The following is a 24,232-nucleotide window of genomic DNA, read 5'->3' on the forward strand; positions in this document are numbered from 1 at the left end:
AAGACACTACAAATCGTGCCCCTTACACTATTTGCTGTGAGCATAATCACGCACGGCAGCGGAAAACTGCGTTTTTAACCCGATGCCATGTTTTGCCGTCCGGTGATGTTATGAGGTTGTTAGACTGAACCCTCATTTCATTTTTTCTGATGCACACGCCCATGCTACGCTCCATCGAGTCCTGGAAGGTCAATCTGATATCGGTCTGGTTTGGCTGTTTTTTTACCGGATTAGCCATCAGTCAGATCATTCCCTTCCTGCCGCTTTACGTTGAGGAACTCGGTATCCATGGCGCCAATGCACTGAGCGTCTGGTCGGGTCTCACCTTCAGTATCACCTTCATCGTTTCTGCTGCGGTAGCGCCGCTGTGGGGCAGCCTGGCTGACCGTAAAGGGCGCAAGCTGATGCTGTTACGCGCCTCTTTTGGCATGGGCGCTGTGATACTGCTGCAGGCGTTTGTGACCGAAGCGTGGCAGTTGCTGCTATTGCGTGCGCTGATGGGCTTAACCTCCGGCTATATTCCTAATGCGATGGCGCTGGTGGCCGCCCAGGTTCCGCGCGAGCGCAGCGGCTGGGCATTAAGCTGTGTCTCCACCGGGCAAATTGGCGGGGTGATTCTGGGGCCGATGATTGGCGGACTGCTGGCTGACTGGCTGGGACTGCGCATGGTGTTTATTGTCACAGCGGTGCTGTTGATGGTGAGCTTCTTTGTCACGCTGTTCCTGATCAAAGAGACCGGTTATACGCCAGTGAGCAAGCAGGACAAAATGAGCGGCCGCGAGGTATTCCGCAGTCTCGACAATCCTCGCCTGATGATGTGTCTGTTCGTCACCACCATGGTGATCCAGATGTGTAACGGCTCGGTGAATCCGATCCTGACCCTGTTCGTGCGTGAGCTGGCACCCGATGCGCAAAATCTGGCGTTCCTCAGTGGCGTGATCGCTGCGCTGCCGGGCGTTTCAGCACTGATATCCGCCCCTCGTCTGGGCAAACTGGGCGATCGGATTGGCACGCAGCGCATTCTGATTGGCACCATGCTGTTTTCTCTGGTGTTGCTGATGGCGATGTCATTTGTCACCAGCGCCACCCAACTCGGCGTGCTGCGCTTCCTGCTGGGTTTTGCCGATGGCGCGATGATGCCCGCGGTACAAACGCTGCTGGTGCGCCACTCGCGCGATAACGTCACCGGGCGCATCTTCGGTTACAACCAATCGTTTATGTATCTCGGCAACGTGGCGGGTCCGCTGTTGGGCGCGGCGGTGTCTGCTGCAACGGGCTATCGCTGGGTCTTCTTCGCCACCGCCGTGGTGGTGCTGCTCAATGTGGTGCTGCTGCGCCGCTTCTATCGCCGCCCGAAAACCGAGCTGACTCAACCGCTGAGCCAGCCAGGCGAGGCGACGAAGAACCCTACTGGCGCAGGGTCAGAGCGTAGTGCCAGTGCTGCTGAGAAAGCAAAAACTCCGGGCTGACGCTGGGGCTCCAGGAGTCGTCGCCGCCCACGCCCATGTGGAAGCCATCAAGGTGCAGCCAGCAGCCTTCCTCTTCCCGTAACAGATGGCGATGCGAGGTATCCCGCAGCTGTTCGAGGCTGTAGCGGCTAAGCGAGAACGCAAAATCGCCGCTCGCCTGCCAGCTGCCGGTATCAAGCTGGCGTGTACCGCAGCGCAAACCATTCTCCCCCGGAAACACATAGGCGGTGCTCAACGAGGCCAGCGGCTGCTGCCAGTGTGAAAACTGCGCCGCCAGTTGACGATCCGGATAGTTTTCATGCGGACCCAGGCCGAGCCAGCTCACCTGCTGTGGCGCGTTAATCAACTGACAACGCAACCCGATGCGTGCTGGAGCAGGCAAGCCCGGCGCCTGTTGCACCTCGACACTGATGCTCATCTCACCGTTGCCACCGATTTGATAACGCTTGTGGCTGGTAAAGATCACCTGCCCATTGGCCTGCCACTGATGCCAGGTTTCAATCAGCACGCTGTGTTTCAGGCTATCGACCTGCATATCCAGCAGCACCGCTTCCAGCTGGTTATAGCCCGCGTGTTTCCAGCGTTCCACCCAGGCATGAGGATCGATATTGGCGGCTTCACTGGTGCCGATATCGTTATCAATCGGCGCGCGTATAAAACACTCCTGCAACGGTGTCAGCATCGTCTCTTCGTCGTTAACAAACCACTGCACCAATTCCCCACTGCGACGCGAGAAGTGCCAACGCTGTTGCGGCAGTTGCACAGCAACCAGATCGTGATTGGCAATCAGTTCTGGCGCGGTGGGCGTGGCATCAATCACACGTGGTATTAACGCGGCGGGCAGCGACCATTGATCCCAGGCGACACGGGCATCGGCTTCCGACCATGCGGTGGCAGCAATCTGATGCACCGCGAGATTCAGCCACGCATTGCCCTGTAAATGTTCAGCGGCTGGGATATCAATCATCTGGCTGCCCTGCGCGGCAAGGTGCAGCGGCAGTTCGCCCTGCGCGAGGGAAACGCCATCCTGTTCTATCGACCAGCGCAGCACTTCATTATCGCTGCTGCGGAACAGGTACTCGCTGGAGATCGTGAAACGAAAGGCGTTACTGGCATCGCGCTGGAACTGGAAGAACTGCTGTGCACGCTGCGCTTCAAACAAAGCCGGATGCGGCGTTCGATCGGCAAACACCAGGCCGTTCATACAGAACTGGCGGTCGTTAGGCGTATCACCAAAATCACCGCCGTAGGCTTGCCATGGCTGGCCTTGCTCGTCATAGCGTGTCAGGCTTTGATCGACCCAATCCCAGACGAAGCCGCCCTGCAGACGCGGGAACTGGCGGAAGGCCTGCCAGTATTTGGCGAAACCCCCGAAGCTATTGCCCATCGCGTGTGCATACTCACACAGGATCAGCGGACGCGTTTCACCCGGCAGGCCAATCCATTTTTTCAATGACCACTTCGGCACGGCAGGGAAGGGCTGATCCTGATCGACGCGTGCATACATCGGGCAGACAATATCGGTGGCGGCGGTATTGGCGCCACCGCCTTCATATTGCACCGGACGTGTCGGATCGCTGCTTTTCACCCACTGATAGAGTGCATCATGGGTGCTGCCGTGGCCGGACTCGTTACCCAATGACCAGATGATGATGCAGGCATGGTTGCGGTCGCGCTGTACCATGCGCGTGACGCGCTCGCTGTAAGCGGCAAACCAGCGCGGATCGGCTGATAAGCGGTTCATTGGCTGCATGCCGTGGGTTTCGATATTGGCTTCATCGACGACGTACAGGCCATACTCATCGCACAGGCGATACCACAACGGATGATTGGGATAATGGGCGCAGCGGACGGCGTTAAAGTTGTGCCGCTTCATCAATTCAATGTCGCGACGCATGCTGGCTTCATCCACCACCTGGCCGTTTTCCGGATGGTGCTCATGGCGATTCACGCCGCGAATCAGCAGGGCCTTGCCGTTGACGCAGAGCTGGCCGTTTTCAATGCTGACTCGCCGGAAGCCGACATCGTAAGCTTCGGCTTCAATCACCTGCCCATTGTCATCCAGTAGCGTCACCACGGCACGATAGAGATGGGGCGTTTCCGCACTCCACAGCATGGGATTTTTTATCGGCAGCACCAGCAGCGCGCGCTCTGGATAATGCCCACGCTCGTCAATCACCGCGCTGCCCGGCGCTTGTTCTTCACTGTCGATACAGGTTTCGCCCTGCCACAGGCTCACACGCAGACGGCACTGATCAAGCGGTTGTTCACCTGCGTGGATTTTGACACTCACGCGCAGATCGCCTCGGATATATTCCGGGCTCAGCGCCGTTTCAATCTGCACATCGGCTAGCTGGGTCGATGGCTTATGCAGCAGGGTGACGTCGCGGAAAATGCCGCTCATACGCCACATGTCCTGATCCTCTAAATAGCTGCCATCACTCCAGCGCAACACCATCACCGCCAGTCGATTTGGGCCACGCTGCAATGCGTTACTGAGATCAAACTCGGCGGGCAGGCGACTGTCCTGGGAGTAACCGATCCATTGTCCGTTGCACCACAGGAAGAAGGCGGAGTTGACGCCATCAAACACAATTCGCGTTTGTCCCTGCGTCAGCCAACGGTCATCAACATTGAATGTGAGCGAATAACATCCCGTGGGATTCTCTTTTGGCACAAACGGCGGATTCACAGGAATCGGATATTGTACGTTGGTGTAGATTGGCGCGTCGAAGCCATGCAGTTGCCAGTTTGCAGGCACGGGCAGGGAGTGCGCGCCAGACAAATCCTGCAATAACCAGCTTTGTGGCACCGCTTCAGGCTGTGAGAAATAGCTGAAACTCCACTGTCCATTCAGTAACTGACGTGATGGAGAAGGTGCATCGTCGCGCGCACTGATTTCATCGCGCCAGCTGGAAAACGGTGGATGGGCATCAAGACGATTCAGGCTGGTGATCACCGGGTTTTCCCAGTCACGACGCGCCAGGATATCACTGAGAGAGAGGGCGAACAGAGTCATAGTAAGATCTCACTAATTGTAATGCGCTCACATTGCGTCATTTCACGCGAAGTGTAAAGTGATCGACCACCCTCAACGGCTGAAATTTTCGTCATTATGATGATGCCTCTGTGATTTTTTTGCGGGCGTAGTGCCAGTAATTTGTTAAGCGTGGTGAGCAGAGATGAATAGCGCCGGGTTGCAGAGAATTCTGTATTGTCGCGCCCGTTGCCGCCTCATACACTCAGCCCGATTTCACCATTCTGAGGTAATTATGGTCCGTATTATTAAACTCGCTGCCGTTGTGGCACTGGTGACCGCGCTGAGCGGTTGTATCTTCCCACCACCAGGCGGTGGCGGCGGTTGGGGTGGTCATGGCGGCGGTGGTGGTCCAGGCCATGGCTTTATGGGACCGCATTAATTAGCGCCATCCGTTAATTAATAACTACGCGCGAAACGTTTCGAAAAAGCATGACCAATGAAGTGAAACGTTTCGCCGTTACATATTGAAATTCCGTTTCTTTTTTCACGCTGCGCTTATGCTTAATTTTGTGCAAACCGCTAAAAATCCCTGTTGTTTTACCCCCCTCAATGCTAACGTCTGTTTTCCATCTCTTATTGAGCCCGTCGCATGAAAAACCTGATTGCGGAACTCCTGCTAAAACTGGCTGAGAAAGAAGAAGAGTCAAAAGAATTAGTGGTCCAGGTTGAGGCATTAGAAATTGTGCTGACCGCCATGCTGCGTAAGCTGGATCCTGAACAATTCAACGAGATTGCCGCGGGAATCGCCGTTGCGATGCCACCGCTTGCTCCGGCTGCGGAAACGCCCGACACCACCCTGTTGCGTAATTACGTCGAAAAGCTGCTAAATCATCCACGCGTATAAGCCTTATCTCTCCCTCTAAATAAGCTGTGGTGCTATCAACAGCTCTAAGCGCAACGTCAGACGAGGGAATATATTTTTTTCTGCATTGCTTATTTCCTGCCATGATTAAAAGGCAATAATTCTATGGAGATTCCGGCAATGAAATCGTGTCTTTTGGCAATGATAGCAGCAGGCCTGCTGTTGGCGGGCAATGCGGGTGCAGCAGAGAAAACGGCCCAGCAAAATAAAATGACCATGTGTAACCAACACGCTTCTTCTCAGGATTTAAAAGGGGACGCGCGTAAATCTTTCATGAGCGACTGTTTGAAAAAAGACAGTAAGATGGGCAGCATGACGCCGCAGCAAATGAAGATGAAAACCTGTAACACTGACGCGGCTGATAAAAAACTCAGCGGCGATGCACGTAAAACCTTTATGAGTTCCTGCCTGAAAAAAGCCTAACCGATTTATTCCTGTACTGAGGGTGCATACTGTGTATGCGCCCTTTTTAGTGCCTGCCTTTTATCTCCTCTTCGGGTCAGAAGAAAAAGTAATAGCCGGAGCGTCGTCACATTTTAAGCGCGGTAACGGTGCCAGGATGTATTAATCCTAAATAAGGACTAATTAAAAAATAACCTATCCTTCCCCTCGAACCGGGTTCTTTCGTTGGGCAGCTTTGACCTGTGGAGACTGCTATGAATGTGCTTGATTATGCTGTGATGGCGCTCTATGCGCTGATGATAGTGGCCATTACGCTCTGGGCGATGCGTAAAGTAGGCAGCACGCGAGATTTCTTCGCGGCAGGCGGAAAAATGCCCTGGTGGCTATCGGGCGTTTCACATCATATGTCCGGCTACAGTGCTGCTGTGTTTGTGGCTTATGCCGCGGTGGCTTACAACATCGGCGTCACCATCTATTTCTGGTGGGCGTTTCCGATCTTGATTGCAGTCCTGATTGGGTCGCGGCTCTTCGCTCCACGCTGGGCACGGTTGCGAATTCATATGAATATCGAATCGCCGATGGAGTATCTCGCTACGCGCTATAACCTGCCAACGCAAATGGTACTGGCGTGGAGTGGGGTGCTGCTGAAAACCTTCGACGTCGGCGCCAAATGGGCCGCCATTGCCGTGATCATCAATGTCTTTACCGGGTTAGATCCGTTAATTGGCATCTGTATTTCCGGGGCACTTAGCCTGTTTTATACCGTGATGGGCGGGTTGTGGGCCGACGCCTGTAATGACTTCGGTCAGTTTGTAGTGCAGTTCATCGCCGCGATTGTCATGGTGGTGGCCGTAGCGATGCATCTTGGCGGTTTCGGTGAACTGTTCAGCATCTGGCAGCATCTGCCTGCCACCCATACCGAGATCGTGCAGGAGCCGTATACGCTCGGTTTTATTCTGGCCTACTTTGTGATTTACACCCTGAGCTACAACGGCGGCACGTGGAATCTGGCACAGCGCTTCATCGCCGCACCGGCGGGTCGTGATGCACGAAAAGCGGCACTGCTCTCGGCCGCACTTTACCTGATCTGGCCGCTGATTCTGTTCTGGCCGATGTGGGCAGCGCCGCTGCTTTTCCCTAATCTTAGCGATCCCTCCCGTTCTTACTCTGTGATGGCGATGGAGCTGCTGCCGAATGGCTTATTCGGTTTAGTGCTGGTGGCAATGTTTACCCACACGCTGTCAATGACCTCATCGGATGCCAATGCCATCACGGCGGTGGTCACGCGTGACATTCTGCCCGGCATGCTGCCACACCGTTTTCAGCGCGGTAAAAGCTCGCTGTTAGTGGCGCGTCTGACGGCTTTTCTCTTCATCATCACCACCTTGATTATCGCCATGAATGCCAGCCGTTTCGGCGGAGTGCTTTCACTGCTGATTATCTGGTTCGGCGGATTAGTGGGGCCCATTTCGATCCCGATGCTTTTAGGCCTATTACCCGCATTTCGTCGCAGTGGCAGTGCCGCCGCGCTGGTGAGTTGGGCAGTGGGCGTGGGCACCTTTTTCTGCGTGAAATTTATCTTTACCGATGTCAGCACCGCCACTCAAGTGGCCGCACCTGTGATGTCATCGCTGGTGCTGTTTGTGGTGATGGGATGGCTGCGTCCCGCACCGGTGCGTCCGGAAGTTGACGCGCTGCTCGCGGCACTCAATCAGGATCAGGAAATGCCCGCCAGCACCCACTGGCCGAAAAGTCACAACGCTTCTCAGGAGGGATAGGAATGACGCTTTTACAACAGGGGAAGCGCGACCGCTTGTGGGTCAAGCGCTTCGCCCATCGTGATGCATTAGGTGCAGCGGCGGCACTGGACTGCATCGCGCATCTGCAGCTATTGCTGCAACAGCAGGCAGTGGTGCGGATGGTATTTGCTGCCGCACCCTCACAACGTGAGTTTCTTGCTGCACTGGCTGCCGCGCCGAATCTCGACTGGCAGCGCATCCACGCGTTTCATATGGATGAATACATTGGCCTGGATGAGGGGGCGCCACAGCGATTCAGCCATTTTCTGCGTGAGCATCTGTTTGACCGGGTGCAACCTGGCGAGGTGCATCTCATCCCATCGAGTGGCGATCCGGCGAAGATTTGTTGCGAATACGCCCGCAAGCTGGAGGCGGCGGCGATTGATGTGGTTTGTCTGGGCATTGGTGAAAATGGCCATCTGGCCTTTAACGATCCCCCGGTTGCGGACTTTAGCGATCCGCTGAGCGTCAAGACAGTACAACTGGATCACGCTTGTCGACTGCAGCAGGTTAATGACGGCTGTTTCACCACGTTAGAGCAGGTGCCAACGCACGCGTTGACCCTGACCATTCCGGCTTTGATGCGCGGGGCCAGGCTTTTTTGCATGGTGCCTGGATTAACTAAACGCGCTGCGGTGCAGGCAACATTGCACGACGCGATATCCACGGCTTGCCCGGCAACCCGGTTGCGCCAGCATCTTAACTGCACGTTGTATATCGACGCCGATGCCTGCGCGGAGGTGATTTTTGACTGAAACACTATTGCGCGGTCGCGATTACCGCACGCTGGACCCGATTGAACTCTACATGTGCGAAGGCACGCTGGCAGAAGTGCGATCGCTGCCCGAATCAGACAGCGATCTGATTCTGGCGCCCGGCCTGGTCGATCTACAAGTTAACGGCTTCCAGGGCGTGGATTTTAATCACTTCCCCTTTAGCGAACAGGATGTCCTGCATGCTACGCGCGCCTTGTGGCAGCAAGGCGTCACCAGCTTTATGCCCACGGTGATCACCGCTCAGCCCGGAGAGATTGCGCAAGCGTTGCAGCGGCTGGCCAGCGCCTGCGAGCACCATTCTGACGTTGCGCTGGCGGTGCCGGGTTTTCATCTGGAAGGGCCGTTCTTGTCACCGGAGGACGGCCCGCGCGGTGCGCATCCACGGGAGGCGATCTGTGCGCCGGATGTGTTCCTGTTTGAAAGTTGGCAACGGGCCGCGCAGCAGCGCATTCGTTTGCTGACGCTCTCACCGGAATGGCCGCAAAGCAGCGAGCTCATCCGGCATTGCGTGACGCAGCAGGTGCGGGTGGCGATTGGGCATACGTCGGCCTCTGCCGCGCAGATTCATGATGCGGTGCTGGCGGGCGCTTCGCTTTCAACTCATTTGGGCAATGGCGCCCACCTGCAACTGCCGCGCCATCCCAATTACATCTGGCAGCAGCTGGCGGAAGATGCGCTGGCGGCCACGCTGATTGCTGATGGCGACCATCTGCCCGCGGAGGTGTTGAAAGTCTTTTTACGGGCGAAAGGCGAGCAGGCGTTGCTGGTCAGTGATGTAACGTGCTTCGCCGGGCAGCCGCCAGGCATCTACGATTCGGCGATAGGCGGACGCGTGCAGCTCAGCGCGGAAGGGCGGCTGAGCATGGCGGATGCGCCACAGCTGCTGGCCGGTTCCGCACGTGGGCTGCTGGATGGCGTCAATTTCCTGCTGCGGCAAAAATTAGCCCCTTTGCAGCAGGCGATTGAGATGGCCTCGATTCGACCGGCGCAGCAGTTAGATTTGCCTCAGCAGCATGGCTTGTCACCCGGTGCACCAGCGGATCTCCTGCTACTGAAACCTCAGCCAGATAACAGCGTGGCGTTGGTGGCATGCATCAAACAAGGAAAAAAGGTGTGGCAAGCCGCTTCAGCCTGAAGCGCGATTTTATTTTTGCTCACTAACGGCGTGATAAGTAATAGCTTATTCGCCGTTACGCTTTGTTTCTCCAGCGAAATTCTCCTGCTTTGCCAGGCTTACTGTTTGTAGGGATTTAATGTCGTCAAATCCAATAACAACGCAGGAGGCTAATCGTGAGCTATCAATCTGTCGTGGAACTTAAGTCGCTGGCGCAGCGCAAACCGACCAAATTCACCGTGGGTGATGTTGATATGGTGCTGGTTCGCGATGGCGAACGGGTGCAGGCGCTGCAGGCAAAGTGCCCGCATGCAGGGGCACCGTTAGAGCAGGGCACAATCTGCGGCGATAAGCTGGTGTGTCCGTGGCACAAGGCGGTATTTCAACTGAGTGATGGCAAAATGTGTGAGCCGCTGGCATTGGCCAACCTCAAACGCTACCCGGTACGTGTTGAACAGGGCAAGGTGCTGGTCAATCCGCAGGCGATGTCGCCTGCCAGTGCGCCTGCTGCTCAGGGCCAATCACCAGTGTGCGTGATTTTAGGTTCCGGAGCCGCAGGCAGTGCGGCGATCTGGACGCTACGAGATGAAGGCTTTAGCGGGCACATTGTTTTGGTAGAGCGCGAATCTGCCGCCCCTTACGATCGTACCGCGCTGAGCAAATTTGTGCCTTCGGGAAAAATGGCGATCGAGGATGTGCCTAAACTGCTTAAGCCGGATGTGCTGGGTTCGCTGCAACGCATTCAGGGTGAGGTCGCGCAACTCAAGGCGCAGGATCAGACGTTGATTCTTGCTGATGGTCAGACAATGAAATTTGATCAGCTACTTATAGCCAGCGGCGGTACTCCTCAGCCTCTTAATATCCCCGGTAAGGATTTGCAGGGTACGCATCTGCTACGTTCGCTGAATCAGGCCGATGAACTGCTCAAACAGGTGGATGAGACACAGCAGTTGGTGATCATCGGCAATAGCTTTATCGGTATGGAGATGGCGGGTGCACTGCGCAATCGGGATGTAGATGTCACGGTGATTGCCCGTCATCCACTGCCGTTTGCAAAGCAGTTTGGTGAAGAGATTGGACGCCATTTTTACGAACTGCACCGCAGCAATGGGGTGAAATTTGTTGAGGGTGAGCCGGAAGCGCTGGAAGGGGATGAGCAGGTGCATGCGGTGCGCCTGAAAGGGGGCAAATCAGTGCCAGCCAGTCAGGTGTTATTTGCCACAGGGGTGAAACCGGAGACGGATTTCATCCACGATTTGCCACTGCAGGACGATGGCAGCCTGCTCGCTGATGGGCAGCTACGCGTCGCAGAAAATATCTGGGTCGCGGGCGATATCGCCAGTTATCTTACGCCGCGTGGTCCGCAGCGCATTGAGCACTATCGTGTGGCACATCAGCAGGGACGTATCGCGGCACTCAATATGTTGGGCAAAGGGGTGATGTACGACCGCGTGCCGTTTTTCTGGACCGCGCACTACGGTACGCGCTACGAATATCTGGGCCATGCCGAAGAGTGGGACGACTACCGACTGCTGGGATCGCTTCAGGACAAAAGCTTTATCGCCTTTTACTGTCGTCAGGGCATCATCGCGGCGGTGTGTTCAGCTGGGATGTACACGCTGACGGCGGCGCTGGTGGAAACCATGCAGCAACCGATGACGCTGGCGCAAGGGTTGGCGATGTTTGAAGCGTATCAGGGACAAGGCGCGTAAAGAGGGCTGCACAACATTGGGCGGATTCAGGTGCGCGGACATACGCACCTGATGAAACCAAAGTAGGTTACTGCTTACTTAATGCTTCGGACTTGGCCATGCACTGTTGCATCGCATTGATCACCGCCGCACGGAAGCCTTTCTCCTCCAGCACTTTCACCGCTTCGATGGTGGTGCCGCCGGGTGAGCACACCATATCTTTCAGTTCACCGGGGTGTTTGCCGGTTTCCAGCACCATCTGCGCGGAACCTTTTACCGCCTGTGCCGCGAACTGATAAGCCTGCGCACGCGGCATGCCGCCCAGCACGGCAGCATCCGCCATCGCTTCGATAAACATAAACACGTAGGCCGGAGCTGAACCACTTACGCCAACCACGGCATGAATCAGATATTCATTCACCACTGCCGCTTTGCCAAAGCTCTCGAAGATGCCGACGACTTCGTCGACTTCATGCTGCTCCACCAGTACGTTAGGCGTGATCGAAGTCATGCCTTCATTCACCAGCGATGGCGTATTCGGCATCACACGGATGATTTTGCGGTCGTGCCCTAGAACGGCGGCCAGTGAATCGAGGGTGACGCCGGCGGCGATCGACACCACGAGTGCATCTTTCTTCAATTGGCCCGCGAGATCTTTCAGCACTTTAAGAATCACATTCGGTTTCACGGCACCAAACAGGATATCGACTTCACGTGCCAGGCTCTCTGGGCTTTCTGCCGCCGTCACGCCATATTGCTCAGCCATCGCCTGATTGGTGGCCGGTTTGCGGTCGCAAACCCAGATGTTAGCCGGGGCAATCAGCCCGCTGTTGACCAGTCCGCTGATAATGGCTTTCGCCATATTGCCGCAGCCGATAAACCCGATTTTCTTCTCCAGCATCGCTCTATCCTTTAAGTGGTTCATTTTCTCTTGCGAGTTAGCTTACGACAGCTGTGCTGAATAACAAGCCGCGTAAAAATATTTGCCATTCTGACGCAAGCGGGCAAGATCGCCTGCAATTCTGTGCGAAAAAGGAAAACACATGTCGATTTGGGTTGATGCCGATGCCTGCCCCAATGTCATCAAAGAAGTGCTGTACCGTGCTGCCGAACGCGCCAAAATCACCGTGACCTTTGTGGCGAATCAGCCGCTGCGCGTGCCGCCTTCACCGTGGCTGAAAACGCTGCAGGTCGCGGCGGGGTTTGATGTCGCTGACAACGAAATCGTGAAGCGTGTGCAGCCGGGCGAGCTGGTGATCACCGGTGATATTCCGTTAGCGGCAGAAGTACTTGAGAAGGGCGCTGCGGCGTTGAATCCGCGGGGTGAGCGCTATTCACCGGATACCATTCGTCAGCGTCTGACCATGCGTGACTTTATGGAAACGATGCGAGCGAGTGGGGTGCAGAGCGGCGGCCCATCGGCGCTAAACCAACGTGACCGCCAGCTATTTGCTAACGAACTGGATAAATGGTTACGGCAACGCTAATCAGACGAAGCTGTCATCGTCGTCGTAGTCGCCACCGCCAAAGTCGCTGAAGTCGTTGTTATCCGCAAAGCTGTTGTTATCCCAGCTGGCGTTATCGTTAAGGAAGGCGTTGCTGCTGTCGTTACCGTTAAAGGTATCGAGGTTGTTGTCGTTACCGTTGAAGGTATCGAGATTGTTATCCACCTGCGGCAGTGCCGGTTCGTTAATGATATTCACGATCTCTTCCGGCTGTGAATGGTGGAACATGCTGGTGAGCATATCGGCCATCACAACACCACCGGCGACACCCACCGCGGTTTGCAGTGCACCACCGAGGAATCCAGTGCCGCGCGCAGGCGGAGCCGCATACTGCGGCTGTTGCTGCTGAGGCTGTGCATACGGCTGCTGAGTTTGCTGCGGCGCGCTGTTCCATACCGGCTGCTGCTGCTGTGGGGCTGACTGACGTGAACCGCCACCAAACAGGCTCGACAGGAAACCGCCGCTGCTCTGCTGCGGAGCTTGCTGCTGTTGTTGCTGAGCCTGGGCCAGGCGGTTCTCCAGATCGGTGACCTGGGCGTTAAGTTTCTTCAGCGCCGCTTCCTGGATCAGAATCGCCTGCGACATGTAATAAGGCGCGCCAGGCTGGTTCTGCAAGTGCTGTTTAATCAGCTGCTCGGCACCGGCATCACGCGGTCCGCTCTGGGTTTCAGCCTGTTTCAGTCGGCTAAAGAGATTGTCGATTAACTGTTGTTCTTCATTCTGCATGGTGTGAACCTCCAATGATTCGTACCTCCTTATATGTGGTCAACGTGACAGAAAGTAAATCAATGGCCTGGTAAGGAAATGTTGCCCGCACTTACAAATAGGTTGATGCACGAAATACGCATCATTTTATCGTTAACAATCATATTGATAGTGAATTGAAGGCCGTAAATACGCGTAAATCGTGCTTCGCGGGTGGCTGATAAAATAAAATCCAGGTATCATGCGACGCAATATTGACCTGATGACCTTGCCCGTGCGGCATAAATACGGCGGAGGATGAGCCCGGATGTCATTACCCATCTATCTGATCGGCGCACGCGGTTGCGGTAAAACCACTATCGGCCAGGCCCTCTCTCAGGCGCTTGGCTATGCCTTTCGCGATACCGATCATAACCTGCAGCTCACCACTCAACGCACCGTGGCGGAAATCGTCGCGACTGAAGGCTGGGATAGCTTCCGTGCGCGCGAAACCGAGTCACTGCGTGCAGTGACCGCGCCGGCAACGGTGATCGCCACCGGCGGCGGCATGGTACTGGCTGAGGTGAATCGTCGCTTTATGCGCGAACATGGGCAGGTGATTTGGCTGAATGCCCCGTCGACGGTATTGGCCGATCGTCTCGAACGCCAACCTGAAGCTGCACAACGCCCGACGTTAACTGGCCGTCCGATTGCCGAAGAGATGAGCGATATTCTGCGTGAGCGCGCGCATCTTTACCGTCAGACCGCGCACCACGAAGTGAATGCCATGCAGGCGCCGGAACAAGTGGTTGATCAAATTCTTCAATGCCTTTCCCTGGCTCGCGCCAGCTAACCCCTTCAGATTTATCCCTCTTTTTCTCGCGATCCTCCATTGTCTATACTGTGTTTAAGACAGGGGATCGCCGCTGTCTGTGTGGAAACCAGACATAAGAGGGAAATGTATGCCAACTAAACCACCGTACCCGCGAGAAGCGCGCATCGTTGCCGTCGAGAAAGGCGCGGCAGACAATACCGTGACCTGGTATGAACTACGCGCTGACCATCCGAAACCTGACTCACTGATCAGTGAACACAAAACCGAAGCGGAAGCGCAGGATGCGAAAGAGCGTTACGAAGACGCGGATAAAGAGTAATTCTCGCGGGCAAGGACGCCTGTTAATTATTGATAACTTTCCGTGGCTAAATAAAAAATTTTCATCTGCCACAATATGGTCAATATACCCACCTGAATCGCCATCCTTTTCTGCCATTCTGAGAACTTGCCTGATAACGTCACCCCATTTTCCGTTTGTGCCGTATTTTATGCTGCTGTGATTTGGCGCAAATTTAGCCGGTTCAAAATTTGCGCTTGACCCGATAAACGTAGCGAATTACTTTCATTGTATTGATATAGGAACTCGGTTCCACATAGTGAAACTAACGCCATGACCACTCTCGAAAACGCCGCTGCCGTACTGAAGCTTTTCCAGCGCTTTGGCGTGACGCAGGGCCATCCGGGCCTGACCTTCACCGAGGTGGTAGACGCGTTAGGATTACCGAAAAGTACCGTTTCGCGTCTGCTGGCGACCATGGAAAGTGAAGGATTGCTTGAGCGTGATCCGGATAGTCGCTGTTTTCAGATTGGTCGCGTGTTGCTTTCAGTTGCGGGGCACTACTTATCTACGCCGTTGGTGGATAGCGCTTCTGCGCCGATGGCACAGCTGGCGGCCAGCAGTGGTTGTATGGGCTACATCTCCGTGCTGGATGGACAAGACGTTCTGGTGATGCGCATGTATCACGGACGTTTTTTCACTCAGCTGGTTACGCCACCAGGCACACGCGTTTCCCTTTCCGGTACTTCGACCGGGCGCGTGCTGCTGGCACAGTTGAGTGATGACGAAGTGCGTGCGCGTTTTGCCGACAACTGGCAGGCCGCATCCGCGAACTCGCCGCTGGACATAGATGCACTCTGTAAAGAATTAGCGGTGATTCGCCAGCAAGGCTGGGCACTGGCACGCAATGAGACGTTGCCGGGCATCAGCTCACTGGCGGTGGCTGTCACCAATAAACATCGCGGCGAAAGTGCCGCACTGTGTCTCTCGTTTCTCTCGCAAGAAGCGGCCCCGGGTTATCCGGACGCGCTGCTCAGCGAATTGCGCTCTACGGCTGCATTGATGGCCGAGAAATACGGCGCATAACCTTATTTTCGATTTAAAGGCGTTTATTCGCGCCACACCAGGGAAATAGCAGGTCTTCGGACCTGCCTATTTCAAAAATCAGGGAACGATTTATAAAAAACGTTGGTGTCCCGCGTGTCGGGCATGAAACGTATTCGCGTTTTCTACAGGGTGAAAATACGGGGATAATATGCGTCAACATAATCCAATAAAGAGTTTTGGCGTGGGCTTAATGCTGGTTGTGCTCTCTGTTGCGGGTGCCATCATCGGAGTTCAGCTTATTACCACCATTGGGGTCACACCCAATACCTCAATTATCGGTGCGCTGTTTGCCATGTTGCTGGCGCGCATTCCTCTGCAATGGTTCCGTCGCTATCGCTCCATCGAAGTTCAGAACCTTGCACAAACCGCCATCTCCTCAGCCACTTTCGGCGCGGCCAACAGTCTGCTGATGCCGATCGCGGTGCCGTGGGCGCTGGGTGAACCGCAGCTGGTGTTGCCGCTGTTTGTCGGTGTCAGTGCAGCCATGCTTTTGGATGCCTACTTGTTGTACCGCTTGTTCGATACCCGCGTATTTCCGGCCAGTAATGCATGGCCTCCTGGCGTGGCAGCAGCGGAAGCCATCAAGGCCGGGGATAAAGGCGGCCGTCAGGCGTGGTTGCTGGTGGTCGGTATTGTCGGCGGCATCGCCGGTTCAATGCTGAAAATTCCCATGTCGGCATTTGGTACCGCATTTATCGGCAACATCTGGGCGCTGAGTATGTTGGGTATTGGTTTCCTGCTGCGCGCTTATGCGCAACCGGTTGCTGGTATCGATATCAATGCGCTTTATATTCCCCACGGCATGATGGTCGGTGCAGGTTTAGTGGCGCTGATTCAGGTGGTACAGGTGATTGTCAGCCGTCGCAACGATCAACTGAATGTCAGCCGCAGTGACAGCGAAGTGAAGCGTTCGCTCGGTTTCGGCACCCTGGGCTACATCATTATTTCAACGCTGCTGGCGCTGGCGGGCGGTTTATGGAGCCAGATGGGCTTGCCGATGCTGGTGCTGTTTATCGTTTATGCCGCGTTTGCTGCCTTTGTGCATGAGCTGATTGTCGGCATCGCCGCGATGCACTCGGGCTGGTTCCCGGCGTTTGCGGTGGCGTTGATTACCCTGATCCTCGGTATTCTGCTCGGCTTCCCACCGCTGGCGCTCTGCCTGCTGTGTGGCTTTACTGCCGCCACCGGACCGGCCTTTGCCGACATGGGCTACGACCTGAAAGCCGGCTTTATCCTGCGTGGTAACGGTGCCGATTTACAGAAAGAGCTGTGGGGCCGCCGCATTCAGCTTATCGCCGCCATGATTGCCTTTGTGATTTGTATTCCTGTGGTGTGGTATGCGCACAACCTGTTCTTCGCAGAGAATCTGCTGCCGCCAGTGGCCCGCGTTTACGCCAAAACCATTCAGGCCGGTGCTGAGCCTGGCATTGCGGGCAACCTGCTGATGTGGGCGATTCCGGGTGCGATTATTCAGTTTATCGGCGGGCCGAAGCGTCAATTAGGCGTATTGCTGGCGACCGGTTTGTTAATCAACAACGCCGCAGCAGGTTGGGCGGTGATGGTGGGGATCGCGCTGCGTATCCTGATCATTCGAGTGTGGGGCGAGCGTGGACGTTCACCGATGGAGGTGATGGCCGCAGGGTTTATTGCGGGCGACGCGCTTTACAGCTTCTTCCATTCACTTTTTGCCAGTAGCACCAAGAAATAACCCAGGGAATTCAATATGAGTTTACAGCAGACACTGCAGGTTTTTGAGTTACTCGACAGCGCCTACGTCGACGGGCAACAGGTGGTGGATCTCTTTGCCAGTTATCCGGGCGTGAACGCCAGCTTCAAACGTGTGACCGGTCCTAAAGGACGTACTGATTTCGTGCGCATCGATATTCCGGGTTCGCAGGGCAAGAGCAAAGGCGGCACCGCGCCCACGCTGGGTATTGTCGGTCGTTTAGGTGGCATCGGTGCGCGTCCGACGCGTATCGGTATGGTGTCAGATGCGGATGGTGCAGTCGCGGCGGTAAGCAGTGCGCTGAAACTGGCTCAGATGCAGACCAAAGGCGATGTGCTGGCGGGTGACGTGATTATCACCACCCACATCTGCCCGGATGCGCCAACCCGTCCGCACGAGCCGGTGGATTTCATGGATTCGCCTTGCGATGACATCACCATGAATGACAACGAAGTGATCGACGGTGTTGACGCGATTCTCTCCATCGATACCACCAAGGGTAACCGCATTCTCAACCACAAAGGCTACGCACTGTCGCCGACCGTGAAAGAGGGTTACATCCTGCGCGTATCAGAAGATCTGTTGCGCATCATGGAGATGACCAGTGGTCAGCCAGCGGTGACCTTCCCCATCACCACCCAGGACATCACACCTTACGGCAACGGTGTTTATCACCTGAACAGCATCCTGCAGCCGTCAACCGCCACCGATGTGCCTGTGGTGGGTGTGGCAATTTGCGCGGAATCAGTGGTGCCAGGTTGCGGCACCGGTGCCAGCCATGAAGTCGATATCGCGGCGACCGTGAAGTTTGCGGTGGAAGTGGCGAAAGAGTTTGGCCGTGAAACCTGTCAGTTCTATGACAAGCAAGAGTATGCGTTACTACACTCTCTGTATGGTAGTCTCAGCCACCTGCGTACGCGGAAAGCCTAATGATGAAACAGTCCCTGGTTACCTTAACGATTGGTCAATCCCCGCGTAGCGACATTTTGCCGCTGCTGCAGGATCATCTACCGGAAGAGCTGGTCGCCCATGCAGGGTTACTTGATGGCCTGACACTCGCCGAGGTGGAGCAGTTTTATGCACCGGAAGCGGGTGAGAAAGTGCTGGTTTCGCGGATGATCACTGGCGAGCAGGTGCGCCTGTCGGGGCCAAAAGTTGAGCAGGGGCTGCAGCGTAAAATTAATGCGCTGGAAGAGCAGGGCTACGACACGATTTTGCTGTTGTGCACCGGTGAGTTTGGCACGCTGAAGACGCAAAAAGCCTTGCTGCTGGAGCCGGATCGTATTATCCCCCCGCTGGTTAAAGCCATTGTGCAGCAACATAAAGTGGGCATTGTGGTGCCGGTAGAAGAGCAGATCGCTGAGCAGGCCAACAAGTGGCGCAATCTCAACACCGCGCCATGCTTTGCCGTCGCCAGCCCTTATCTGGCGCAGCAAAATGATTTGATCGAGGCGGGCCTGTCGCTGCAAGAGCAGGGCGCGGATGTGGTGGTGCTCGACTGTATTGGCTACCATCAGAAGCACCGGGATTTCCTGCAAAAAATGCTGGGTATTCCGGTGCTGTTATCCAATGTGCTGGTGGCGAAGTTAGCAGCAGAATTGATCCTCTGACTGAGGCCGATCACAACTCGTGTTCTGAGCTGCTTTTTCGCGTGACAGATCAGCGAGTTCCCTTGTAATCTGCCAGACACCATAATGTGCTGTGAGGAAGTAACATGCTCAACGTAAGTGAGTATTTCGACGGAAAAGTGAAATCCATTGGTTTCGACAGCGTAACCATTGGCCGTGCCAGCGTTGGCGTGATGGCGGAAGGTGAATACACCTTCGGTACAGGACAGCCGGAAGAGATGACGGTCGTGAGCGGCGCACTGAAAGTGCTGCTGCCAGGTGAAACCGAGTGGAAATGGTACGAAGCGGGTTCCGTGTTTAACGTGCCCGGCAGCAGCGAATTCCACTTGCAGGTGGCTGAGCCAACTTCTTATCTTTGCCGCTACCTGTAAACGCTGACTTTCAGCATGAGTCATCATTAAACCGGGAATGCTTTAAGCATTCCCGGTTTCTTTTTGGCTTCAGCATAGCCAGGTGTGGGGTAATCGACTCAGGCTTTAGCGCTTGGCTTCGCCGCCTAATGCTTCCACCAGATTGCTGATCAACGCGGCCAGTTCGCCGGTCATCAGGGTGAAATCGGCATCAAAGCGCATGGCGAAATCATCGCGGTCAATGTCATCATTCTGCTCACGCAGCGTGTCGCTGAACTTCAGACGCTTGATCGAGGCATCGTCGGCAATCACCAGCTGAATACGTTCCTGCCAGTCCAATGCCAGTTTGGTCACCACTTTACCGGCTTCGATATGCGTGGCGATCTCATCGGAAATCAGATCCTGTTTCTTACAACGGATCACGCCGCCGTCTTCCAGAATCGCTTTCAGCTCAGCTTCATCCATCAGGGTGAAACCGGCAGGCAATTCGCCCGAGCGCACCCATTCGGTCAGCGTCAGCTCAATCGGATTTTCCAGCGTCAGCGGCACCACTGGCAGTGAACCGATGCTCTTACGCAGCAGCGCTAAGGTGTCTTCGGCTTTTTTAGCGCTGGCGCAATCGACGATGATCAGGTTGTTAACGGTGTCGATCCACATAAAAGTCTGGCTGAAACGGCTAAACGCGCGTGGCAGCAGGCTATGCAACACTTCATCTTTCAGCGAGTCTTTCTCGGTCTTCTTCAGCTTGCGGCTCTGTTCCGCTTCCAGCTTATCGATCTTCGCTTCCAGCGCTTGCTTCACTACTGGCGAAGGCAGGATTTTCTGCTCGGTGCGCGCGCAAATCACGATCTGACCATTGATTTCATGCGTCAGCGCTTCACCGCGGTTGCCCATCGGTGAGACCCAGCCGGTTTTCGCCATATCCTGACTGCCGCACGGGGAAAACGTGAAGGCGTCGAGCTGTTTTTCCAGATCGTCTGCGGACAGCGGGATGTCACGATTCAGACGATAAACCATCATATTTTTAAACCACAACATCGGGATTCCTTACCGTGGGTGCGATCGGGCGCACAAGTCTCAAAGTCAGCGCGCATGATAGCGAAACATCGGATGGGTTTCATTGCCTTTCCCGATTCAGCCTTCTACTGTATCTGTCACCTGAACGAATAATGAGGAATAAATCGTGCGTATTGGGATTGATTTAGGCGGTACCAAGATTGAAGTGATTGCGCTCTCCGATCAGGGGCAAGAGCTGTTCCGTCACCGCGTCAATACCCCGCGCGATGACTATGCCGCCACGGTGCAAGCGATTGTCGACTTAGTGCTACTGGCAGAAGAGAAAACCGGTGAAAAAGGCACGGTCGGCATTGGCATTCCGGGCACCATTTCGCCGTACACCCAGCGGGTGAAAAACGCCAACTCTACCTGGCTCAACGGCCAGCCGTTGGACAAAGATCTGGCCGAGGCGCTGAATCGTGACGTGCGCATCGCGAACGACGCGAATTGTTTAGCGGTTTCTGAGGCGGTAGACGGTGCAGGAGCGGGTCAGCCGCTGGTGTTTGCGGTGATCATCGGCACCGGTTCAGGCGCTGGCGTGGCAATTGGCGGTGAATCGCGTATTGGCGGTAATGGCAATGCGGGCGAGTGGGGCCACAATCCTTTGCCTTGGATGGATGAAGATGAACTGCGCCATCGCGAAGAAGTGCCGTGCTATTGCGGATTGCAGGGCTGCATTGAGACCTTTGTCTCGGGCACGGGCTTTGCCATCGATTATCAACGTTTGAGCGGCAAAGCATTGAAGGGCGCAGAGATCATCAAGCTGATTGAGCAGCAGGATCCAGTGGCAGAGCTGGCGATGAGTCGTTATGAAATGCGCTTAGCCAAATCACTGGCGCAGGTGGTGAATTTGCTCGATCCGGATGTGATCGTGCTGGGCGGCGGCATGAGTAATAACGATCGTCTTTACCAGACGTTGCCTGCGCTGATGAAGCAGTGGGTGTTTGGGCGCGAGTGTGAAACGCCAGTGCTGAAAGCGGTGCACGGCGATTCAAGTGGCGTGCGCGGCGCAGCATGGTTGTGGCCGCTGAAATCGTAGAAAAAGGTCGCTTCCATAACGACCTTTGGACAGGGGCGCAGGTTTGCGCCCCTGCAATTTAGCCATTACTCACCCATTAACATCGCATCCTGCGGTGCATTCTGACGCTGGGTTTTGGTCGCCAGGAAGTAGATATATCCCATCACCATAATCCCCACGAACAAACCGCCAATCACCGGGTTAAACCACAGCATGGCAATCAAACACACCAGTGACAGCACCAGCGCAATCCCCGGAATAATGGGGTAACCCGGCGCGCGGAAGCTGCGTTCCATCTCGGGTGCCGTGCGACGAAGCTTGAACAGGCTCAGCATACTCATCAGGTACATCACGATGGCACCAAACACCGCCATGGTGATCATCGCTGCCGTCAGCGTCATGCCCTGCAGGTTAATCAGCCCATCGCTGTAAATCGCCGCGATACCAATCACGCCACCGGCAATAATGGCGCGGTGCGGTGTCTGGAAGCGTGACAGTTTTGCCAGACCCTGTGGCAGATAACCCGCGCGCGCCAGAGCAAAGAACTGACGTGAATAGCCAAGAATAATGCCGTGGAAGCTGGCGATCAGGCCAAACAAGCCAATCCACACCAGCATATGCATCCAGTTTGAATGTTCGCCGACGATCATCTTCATCGCCTGCGGCAGCGGATCGTTGATGTCTGACAGCTTGCGCCAGTCGCCAGCGCCACCCGCCAGCAGCATCACACCAATCGCCAGTACCACCAGCGTCAGAATGCCGGTGATGTAAGCCTTGGGAATAGTGCGTTTCGGATCTTTAGCCTCTTCGGCGGCCATGGCGGCGCCTTCAATGGCGAGGAAGAACCAGATGGCAAACGGAATGGCGGCGAAGATACCCGAAAGGGCTGGCATGCCGAAGTGATCGCTACCCGCCCAACCGTTAGCCGCAAAGTTAGCGATACTGAAGCCCGGCGAGACCACGCCCATAAACACCAGCAGTTCCAGTACCGCCAGCACCGTCACCACCAGCTCAAACATCGCCGCCAGCTTCACGCCGAGGATATTGAGTGTCATAAACACCAGATAAGCACCGACCGCAGCGGTTTTCGGGTTGAGATCCGGGTACTGCACGTTGAGATAAGCACCAATCGCCATGGCAATCGCCGGTGGGGCAAACACAAACTCAATCAGCGTCGCCAGACCGGCAATCAAACCGCCAGTTTCACCAAAGGCGCGGCGGCTGTAGGCAAATGGGCCACCGGCGTGTGGAATGGCGGTAGTGAGTTCGGTAAAGCTAAAAATGAAGCAGGTGTACATGGTGGCGATCAGCGCGGTGGTGATCAGGAAACCCAATGTGCCCGCCACGCCCCAGCCATAACTCCAGCCAAAATACTCCCCGGAAATTACCAGTCCAACCGCGATACCCCACAAATGCAGAGTGCCCAGCGTGGGTTTGAGCTTACTCGTCATAATCGTCTCCCCGTCGTGATTGTTGTGCGGCGGCTGCACCGCGCTGTTTTGTTCTATGCACTACAGTGAAGTGATAATGCCGCCGCCCGCTGCGGGAAAACTTGACGCGGGCGCAGTGAGTTTTGTCCTCCACGGTCAACTCTGAGGCAAGAAAAGTGCCAGATGTACGCTGCGGTCAACTTTGGGTTATCTGCGGTCAAGCAGTCAGGACGCCGTCATCCCATGCTGATAACACTTGCTTCCCTAAAGATTGATGCTGGAGAGAGATGAATGAGCGCGAAACAATCCGATTCCCTGACCGATGCTGCAATGGCGCTATTGGCACAGCAGGCGCTGGCCTGTTACCCCGCGCCATTCCACGGCGAGCTGAAGCTACTTTGTCGCTCGGAGAACGCCACCTTTCTGCTGCTGGCGGGCGGAAAGCGTTATGCGTTGCGCCTGCATCGACCTGACTATCACAGCAAAGCTGATATCCAGAGTGAGCTGCTGTGGCTCGACGCGCTGCGTGAGATTGGCATTATGGTGCCGCAGGCGATTCCGGCCAGTGATGGCGAAACGGTGCTGACAATAGCCATGCCCGATGGCGGCGTGCGGCACGCGGTGCTGTTCCACTGGATCGAGGGCGAGATGCCCACCACCGATGTCGATCCCAAAGCTTTCCAGCAGCTCGGGCACATCACTGCGCGCCTGCATCAGCACAGCCGCAGCTGGCAAAAGCCGGCTGGCTTCCAGCGCATCATCTGGGATCATCACACCATGGTCAGCGATCGCAGCCACTGGGGCCGCTGGCAGGATGCACCGAACCTGAATCCGGCCGATCACGGTATCGTGGCTGAGGCCGTGGCGCGTGTGGGACTGGAGCTGCAAGACTTTGGCAAAGGCACGGATCGTTATGGCTTGATCCACGCCGATCTGCGCCTCACTAATCTGCTGTTGCACAAAGGTGAAACCCGGGTGATCGACTTCGATGACTGCGGCATGGGCTGGTATCTGCACGATCTGGCGGCGGCGATCAGCTTTGTCGAGCATCATCCGCGTGCGGCCGAGTGGGTGGATAACTGGATCCAGGGCTACGAGCGTGTCGCGCATATCAGCGATCAGGAGATGGCGCTGGTGCCGACGCTGCTGATTCAACGTCGCATCCAGATGACCGCATGGATGGGCACTCATGCGGACACCGAGATGGCGCTGAGCCTGGGGCCGCGCTGGGCCGATCACTCCGTGCGTCTTTGCCGTCGTTATCTGGAAACCAATCAGCTGCCGGTGGGTGTTTGAGTTGCACCAGTAGCGGGCAGCCCTGCGTCGTAGCGGCGCAATTCATTGCGCTCTGTGAGATGACATTCACGCAGTTGCGCGGCAAATCGCGCCGCTATGATGTGAACGGAGAGCGGGCGCGGCCTAACAGGATGCCATTGGACCATTTGGCAGCGTGTGCATCAGTG

General features: G+C 55.7%; 23 protein-coding genes. 18 read left to right on the plus strand and 5 right to left on the minus strand.

All coding sequences use genetic code 11. The annotated features are described in order from the left end of the window. Positions 1–161 precede the first annotated feature (161 nt). Complete coding sequence (locus ACXI0A_RS05860; RefSeq protein ID WP_476149927.1) at positions 162–1,469, plus strand: MFS transporter; 1,308 nt, start codon at positions 162–164, stop codon at positions 1,467–1,469. On the opposite strand, the gene ACXI0A_RS05865 is transcribed toward ACXI0A_RS05860, so the two are convergent. Then, positions 1,408–4,488, minus strand: a complete 3,081-nt coding sequence (locus tag ACXI0A_RS05865; protein ID WP_476149925.1) for a beta-galactosidase — start codon at positions 4,486–4,488, stop codon at positions 1,408–1,410. The genes ACXI0A_RS05860 and ACXI0A_RS05865 overlap by 62 nt on opposite strands. A gap of 253 nt (positions 4,489–4,741) precedes the next feature. Between ACXI0A_RS05865 and ACXI0A_RS05870 the strand changes: the two genes are divergently transcribed. The 7 genes from ACXI0A_RS05870 to ACXI0A_RS05900 all read left to right on the plus strand — a co-directional run bounded on the left by ACXI0A_RS05870 (position 4,742) and on the right by ACXI0A_RS05900 (position 11,174). Further along, on the plus strand, positions 4,742–4,888 hold the full coding sequence (locus tag ACXI0A_RS05870) for a hypothetical protein (protein WP_224934187.1): 147 nt from the start codon (positions 4,742–4,744) through the stop codon (positions 4,886–4,888). A gap of 210 nt (positions 4,889–5,098) precedes the next feature. Further along, positions 5,099–5,353 carry an anti-adapter protein IraP gene (gene iraP, locus ACXI0A_RS05875; RefSeq protein WP_224934186.1) on the plus strand — a complete coding sequence of 85 codons (255 nt, stop codon included), beginning with the start codon at positions 5,099–5,101 and terminating at the stop codon, positions 5,351–5,353. 138 nt (positions 5,354–5,491) lie between these two features. Beyond that, positions 5,492–5,794 (plus strand): PsiF family protein, encoded by a 303-nt coding sequence (locus tag ACXI0A_RS05880; RefSeq protein WP_034830548.1) that lies wholly within the window; start codon positions 5,492–5,494, stop codon positions 5,792–5,794. Positions 5,795–6,027: 233 nt separating this feature from the next. After that, complete coding sequence (locus ACXI0A_RS05885) at positions 6,028–7,551, plus strand: sodium:solute symporter family transporter (RefSeq protein WP_476149923.1); 1,524 nt, start codon at positions 6,028–6,030, stop codon at positions 7,549–7,551. 2 nt (positions 7,552–7,553) lie between these two features. Then, positions 7,554–8,327: a 6-phosphogluconolactonase gene (locus ACXI0A_RS05890; RefSeq protein WP_476149922.1), complete on the plus strand. Its 774-nt coding sequence runs from the start codon at positions 7,554–7,556 to the stop codon at positions 8,325–8,327. Further along, the gene (locus ACXI0A_RS05895) at positions 8,320–9,483 is read left to right on the plus strand and encodes an amidohydrolase family protein (RefSeq protein WP_476149921.1); all 1,164 of its coding nucleotides are present in this window, start codon (positions 8,320–8,322) and stop codon (positions 9,481–9,483) included. Before ACXI0A_RS05890 ends, ACXI0A_RS05895 begins: the two co-directional genes overlap by 8 nt. A 155-nt stretch (positions 9,484–9,638) precedes the next feature. After that, positions 9,639–11,174 (plus strand): FAD-dependent oxidoreductase, encoded by a 1,536-nt coding sequence (locus tag ACXI0A_RS05900; protein WP_476149919.1) that lies wholly within the window; start codon positions 9,639–9,641, stop codon positions 11,172–11,174. Between the two features lie 67 nt (positions 11,175–11,241). Here the strand turns inward: ACXI0A_RS05900 and proC are convergent, their stop codons facing one another. Continuing rightward, positions 11,242–12,054: a pyrroline-5-carboxylate reductase gene (proC, locus tag ACXI0A_RS05905; protein WP_224934181.1), complete on the minus strand. Its 813-nt coding sequence runs from the start codon at positions 12,052–12,054 to the stop codon at positions 11,242–11,244. A gap of 142 nt (positions 12,055–12,196) precedes the next feature. Between proC and ACXI0A_RS05910 the strand changes: the two genes are divergently transcribed. Then, positions 12,197–12,640 (plus strand): YaiI/YqxD family protein, encoded by a 444-nt coding sequence (locus tag ACXI0A_RS05910; RefSeq protein ID WP_034830508.1) that lies wholly within the window; start codon positions 12,197–12,199, stop codon positions 12,638–12,640. Here ACXI0A_RS05910 and ACXI0A_RS05915 read toward each other — a convergent pair whose 3' ends face one another. Continuing rightward, entirely contained in the window at positions 12,641–13,384 is a 744-nt protein-coding gene (locus tag ACXI0A_RS05915) for a DUF2076 family protein (RefSeq protein ID WP_476149917.1), read from the minus strand. Between the two features lie 286 nt (positions 13,385–13,670). On the opposite strand from ACXI0A_RS05915, the gene aroL reads away from it, so the two are divergent. From aroL to ppnP, 7 genes are all read left to right on the plus strand, one after another. Next, entirely contained in the window at positions 13,671–14,195 is a 525-nt protein-coding gene (gene aroL / locus ACXI0A_RS05920) for a shikimate kinase AroL (protein WP_224934179.1), read from the plus strand. Between the two features lie 109 nt (positions 14,196–14,304). Next, entirely contained in the window at positions 14,305–14,496 is a 192-nt protein-coding gene (locus ACXI0A_RS05925; protein ID WP_100702230.1) for a YaiA family protein, read from the plus strand. Positions 14,497–14,787: 291 nt separating this feature from the next. Continuing rightward, positions 14,788–15,540, plus strand: coding sequence for an IclR family transcriptional regulator (locus ACXI0A_RS05930; protein WP_224934178.1), 753 nt, complete (start codon positions 14,788–14,790; stop codon positions 15,538–15,540). A gap of 169 nt (positions 15,541–15,709) precedes the next feature. Beyond that, positions 15,710–17,269, plus strand: a complete 1,560-nt coding sequence (locus tag ACXI0A_RS05935; RefSeq protein WP_476149915.1) for an OPT/YSL family transporter — start codon at positions 15,710–15,712, stop codon at positions 17,267–17,269. 15 nt (positions 17,270–17,284) lie between these two features. Beyond that, entirely contained in the window at positions 17,285–18,217 is a 933-nt protein-coding gene (locus ACXI0A_RS05940) for a DUF1177 family protein (RefSeq protein ID WP_476149913.1), read from the plus strand. Positions 18,218–18,219: 2 nt separating this feature from the next. After that, entirely contained in the window at positions 18,220–18,897 is a 678-nt protein-coding gene (locus tag ACXI0A_RS05945; protein ID WP_224934253.1) for an AroM family protein, read from the plus strand. Between the two features lie 104 nt (positions 18,898–19,001). Next, positions 19,002–19,286 carry a pyrimidine/purine nucleoside phosphorylase gene (ppnP, locus tag ACXI0A_RS05950; protein WP_224934175.1) on the plus strand — a complete coding sequence of 95 codons (285 nt, stop codon included), beginning with the start codon at positions 19,002–19,004 and terminating at the stop codon, positions 19,284–19,286. Positions 19,287–19,391: 105 nt separating this feature from the next. Here the strand turns inward: ppnP and rdgC are convergent, their stop codons facing one another. Then, positions 19,392–20,303, minus strand: a complete 912-nt coding sequence (gene rdgC, locus ACXI0A_RS05955) for a recombination-associated protein RdgC (RefSeq protein ID WP_476149911.1) — start codon at positions 20,301–20,303, stop codon at positions 19,392–19,394. Between the two features lie 145 nt (positions 20,304–20,448). Between rdgC and mak the strand changes: the two genes are divergently transcribed. Beyond that, entirely contained in the window at positions 20,449–21,360 is a 912-nt protein-coding gene (gene mak, locus ACXI0A_RS05960) for a fructokinase (protein WP_476149909.1), read from the plus strand. 65 nt (positions 21,361–21,425) lie between these two features. Here mak and eat read toward each other — a convergent pair whose 3' ends face one another. Beyond that, complete coding sequence (eat, locus tag ACXI0A_RS05965; protein ID WP_476149907.1) at positions 21,426–22,790, minus strand: ethanolamine permease; 1,365 nt, start codon at positions 22,788–22,790, stop codon at positions 21,426–21,428. A gap of 270 nt (positions 22,791–23,060) precedes the next feature. Here eat and ACXI0A_RS05970 point away from each other — a divergent pair, with 270 nt between their 5' ends. Further along, the gene (locus ACXI0A_RS05970; RefSeq protein ID WP_476149905.1) at positions 23,061–24,065 is read left to right on the plus strand and encodes a phosphotransferase; all 1,005 of its coding nucleotides are present in this window, start codon (positions 23,061–23,063) and stop codon (positions 24,063–24,065) included. Positions 24,066–24,232: the final 167 nt, after the last annotated feature.

It is taken from the genome of Pantoea sp. C1E2 (assembly GCF_056491465.1).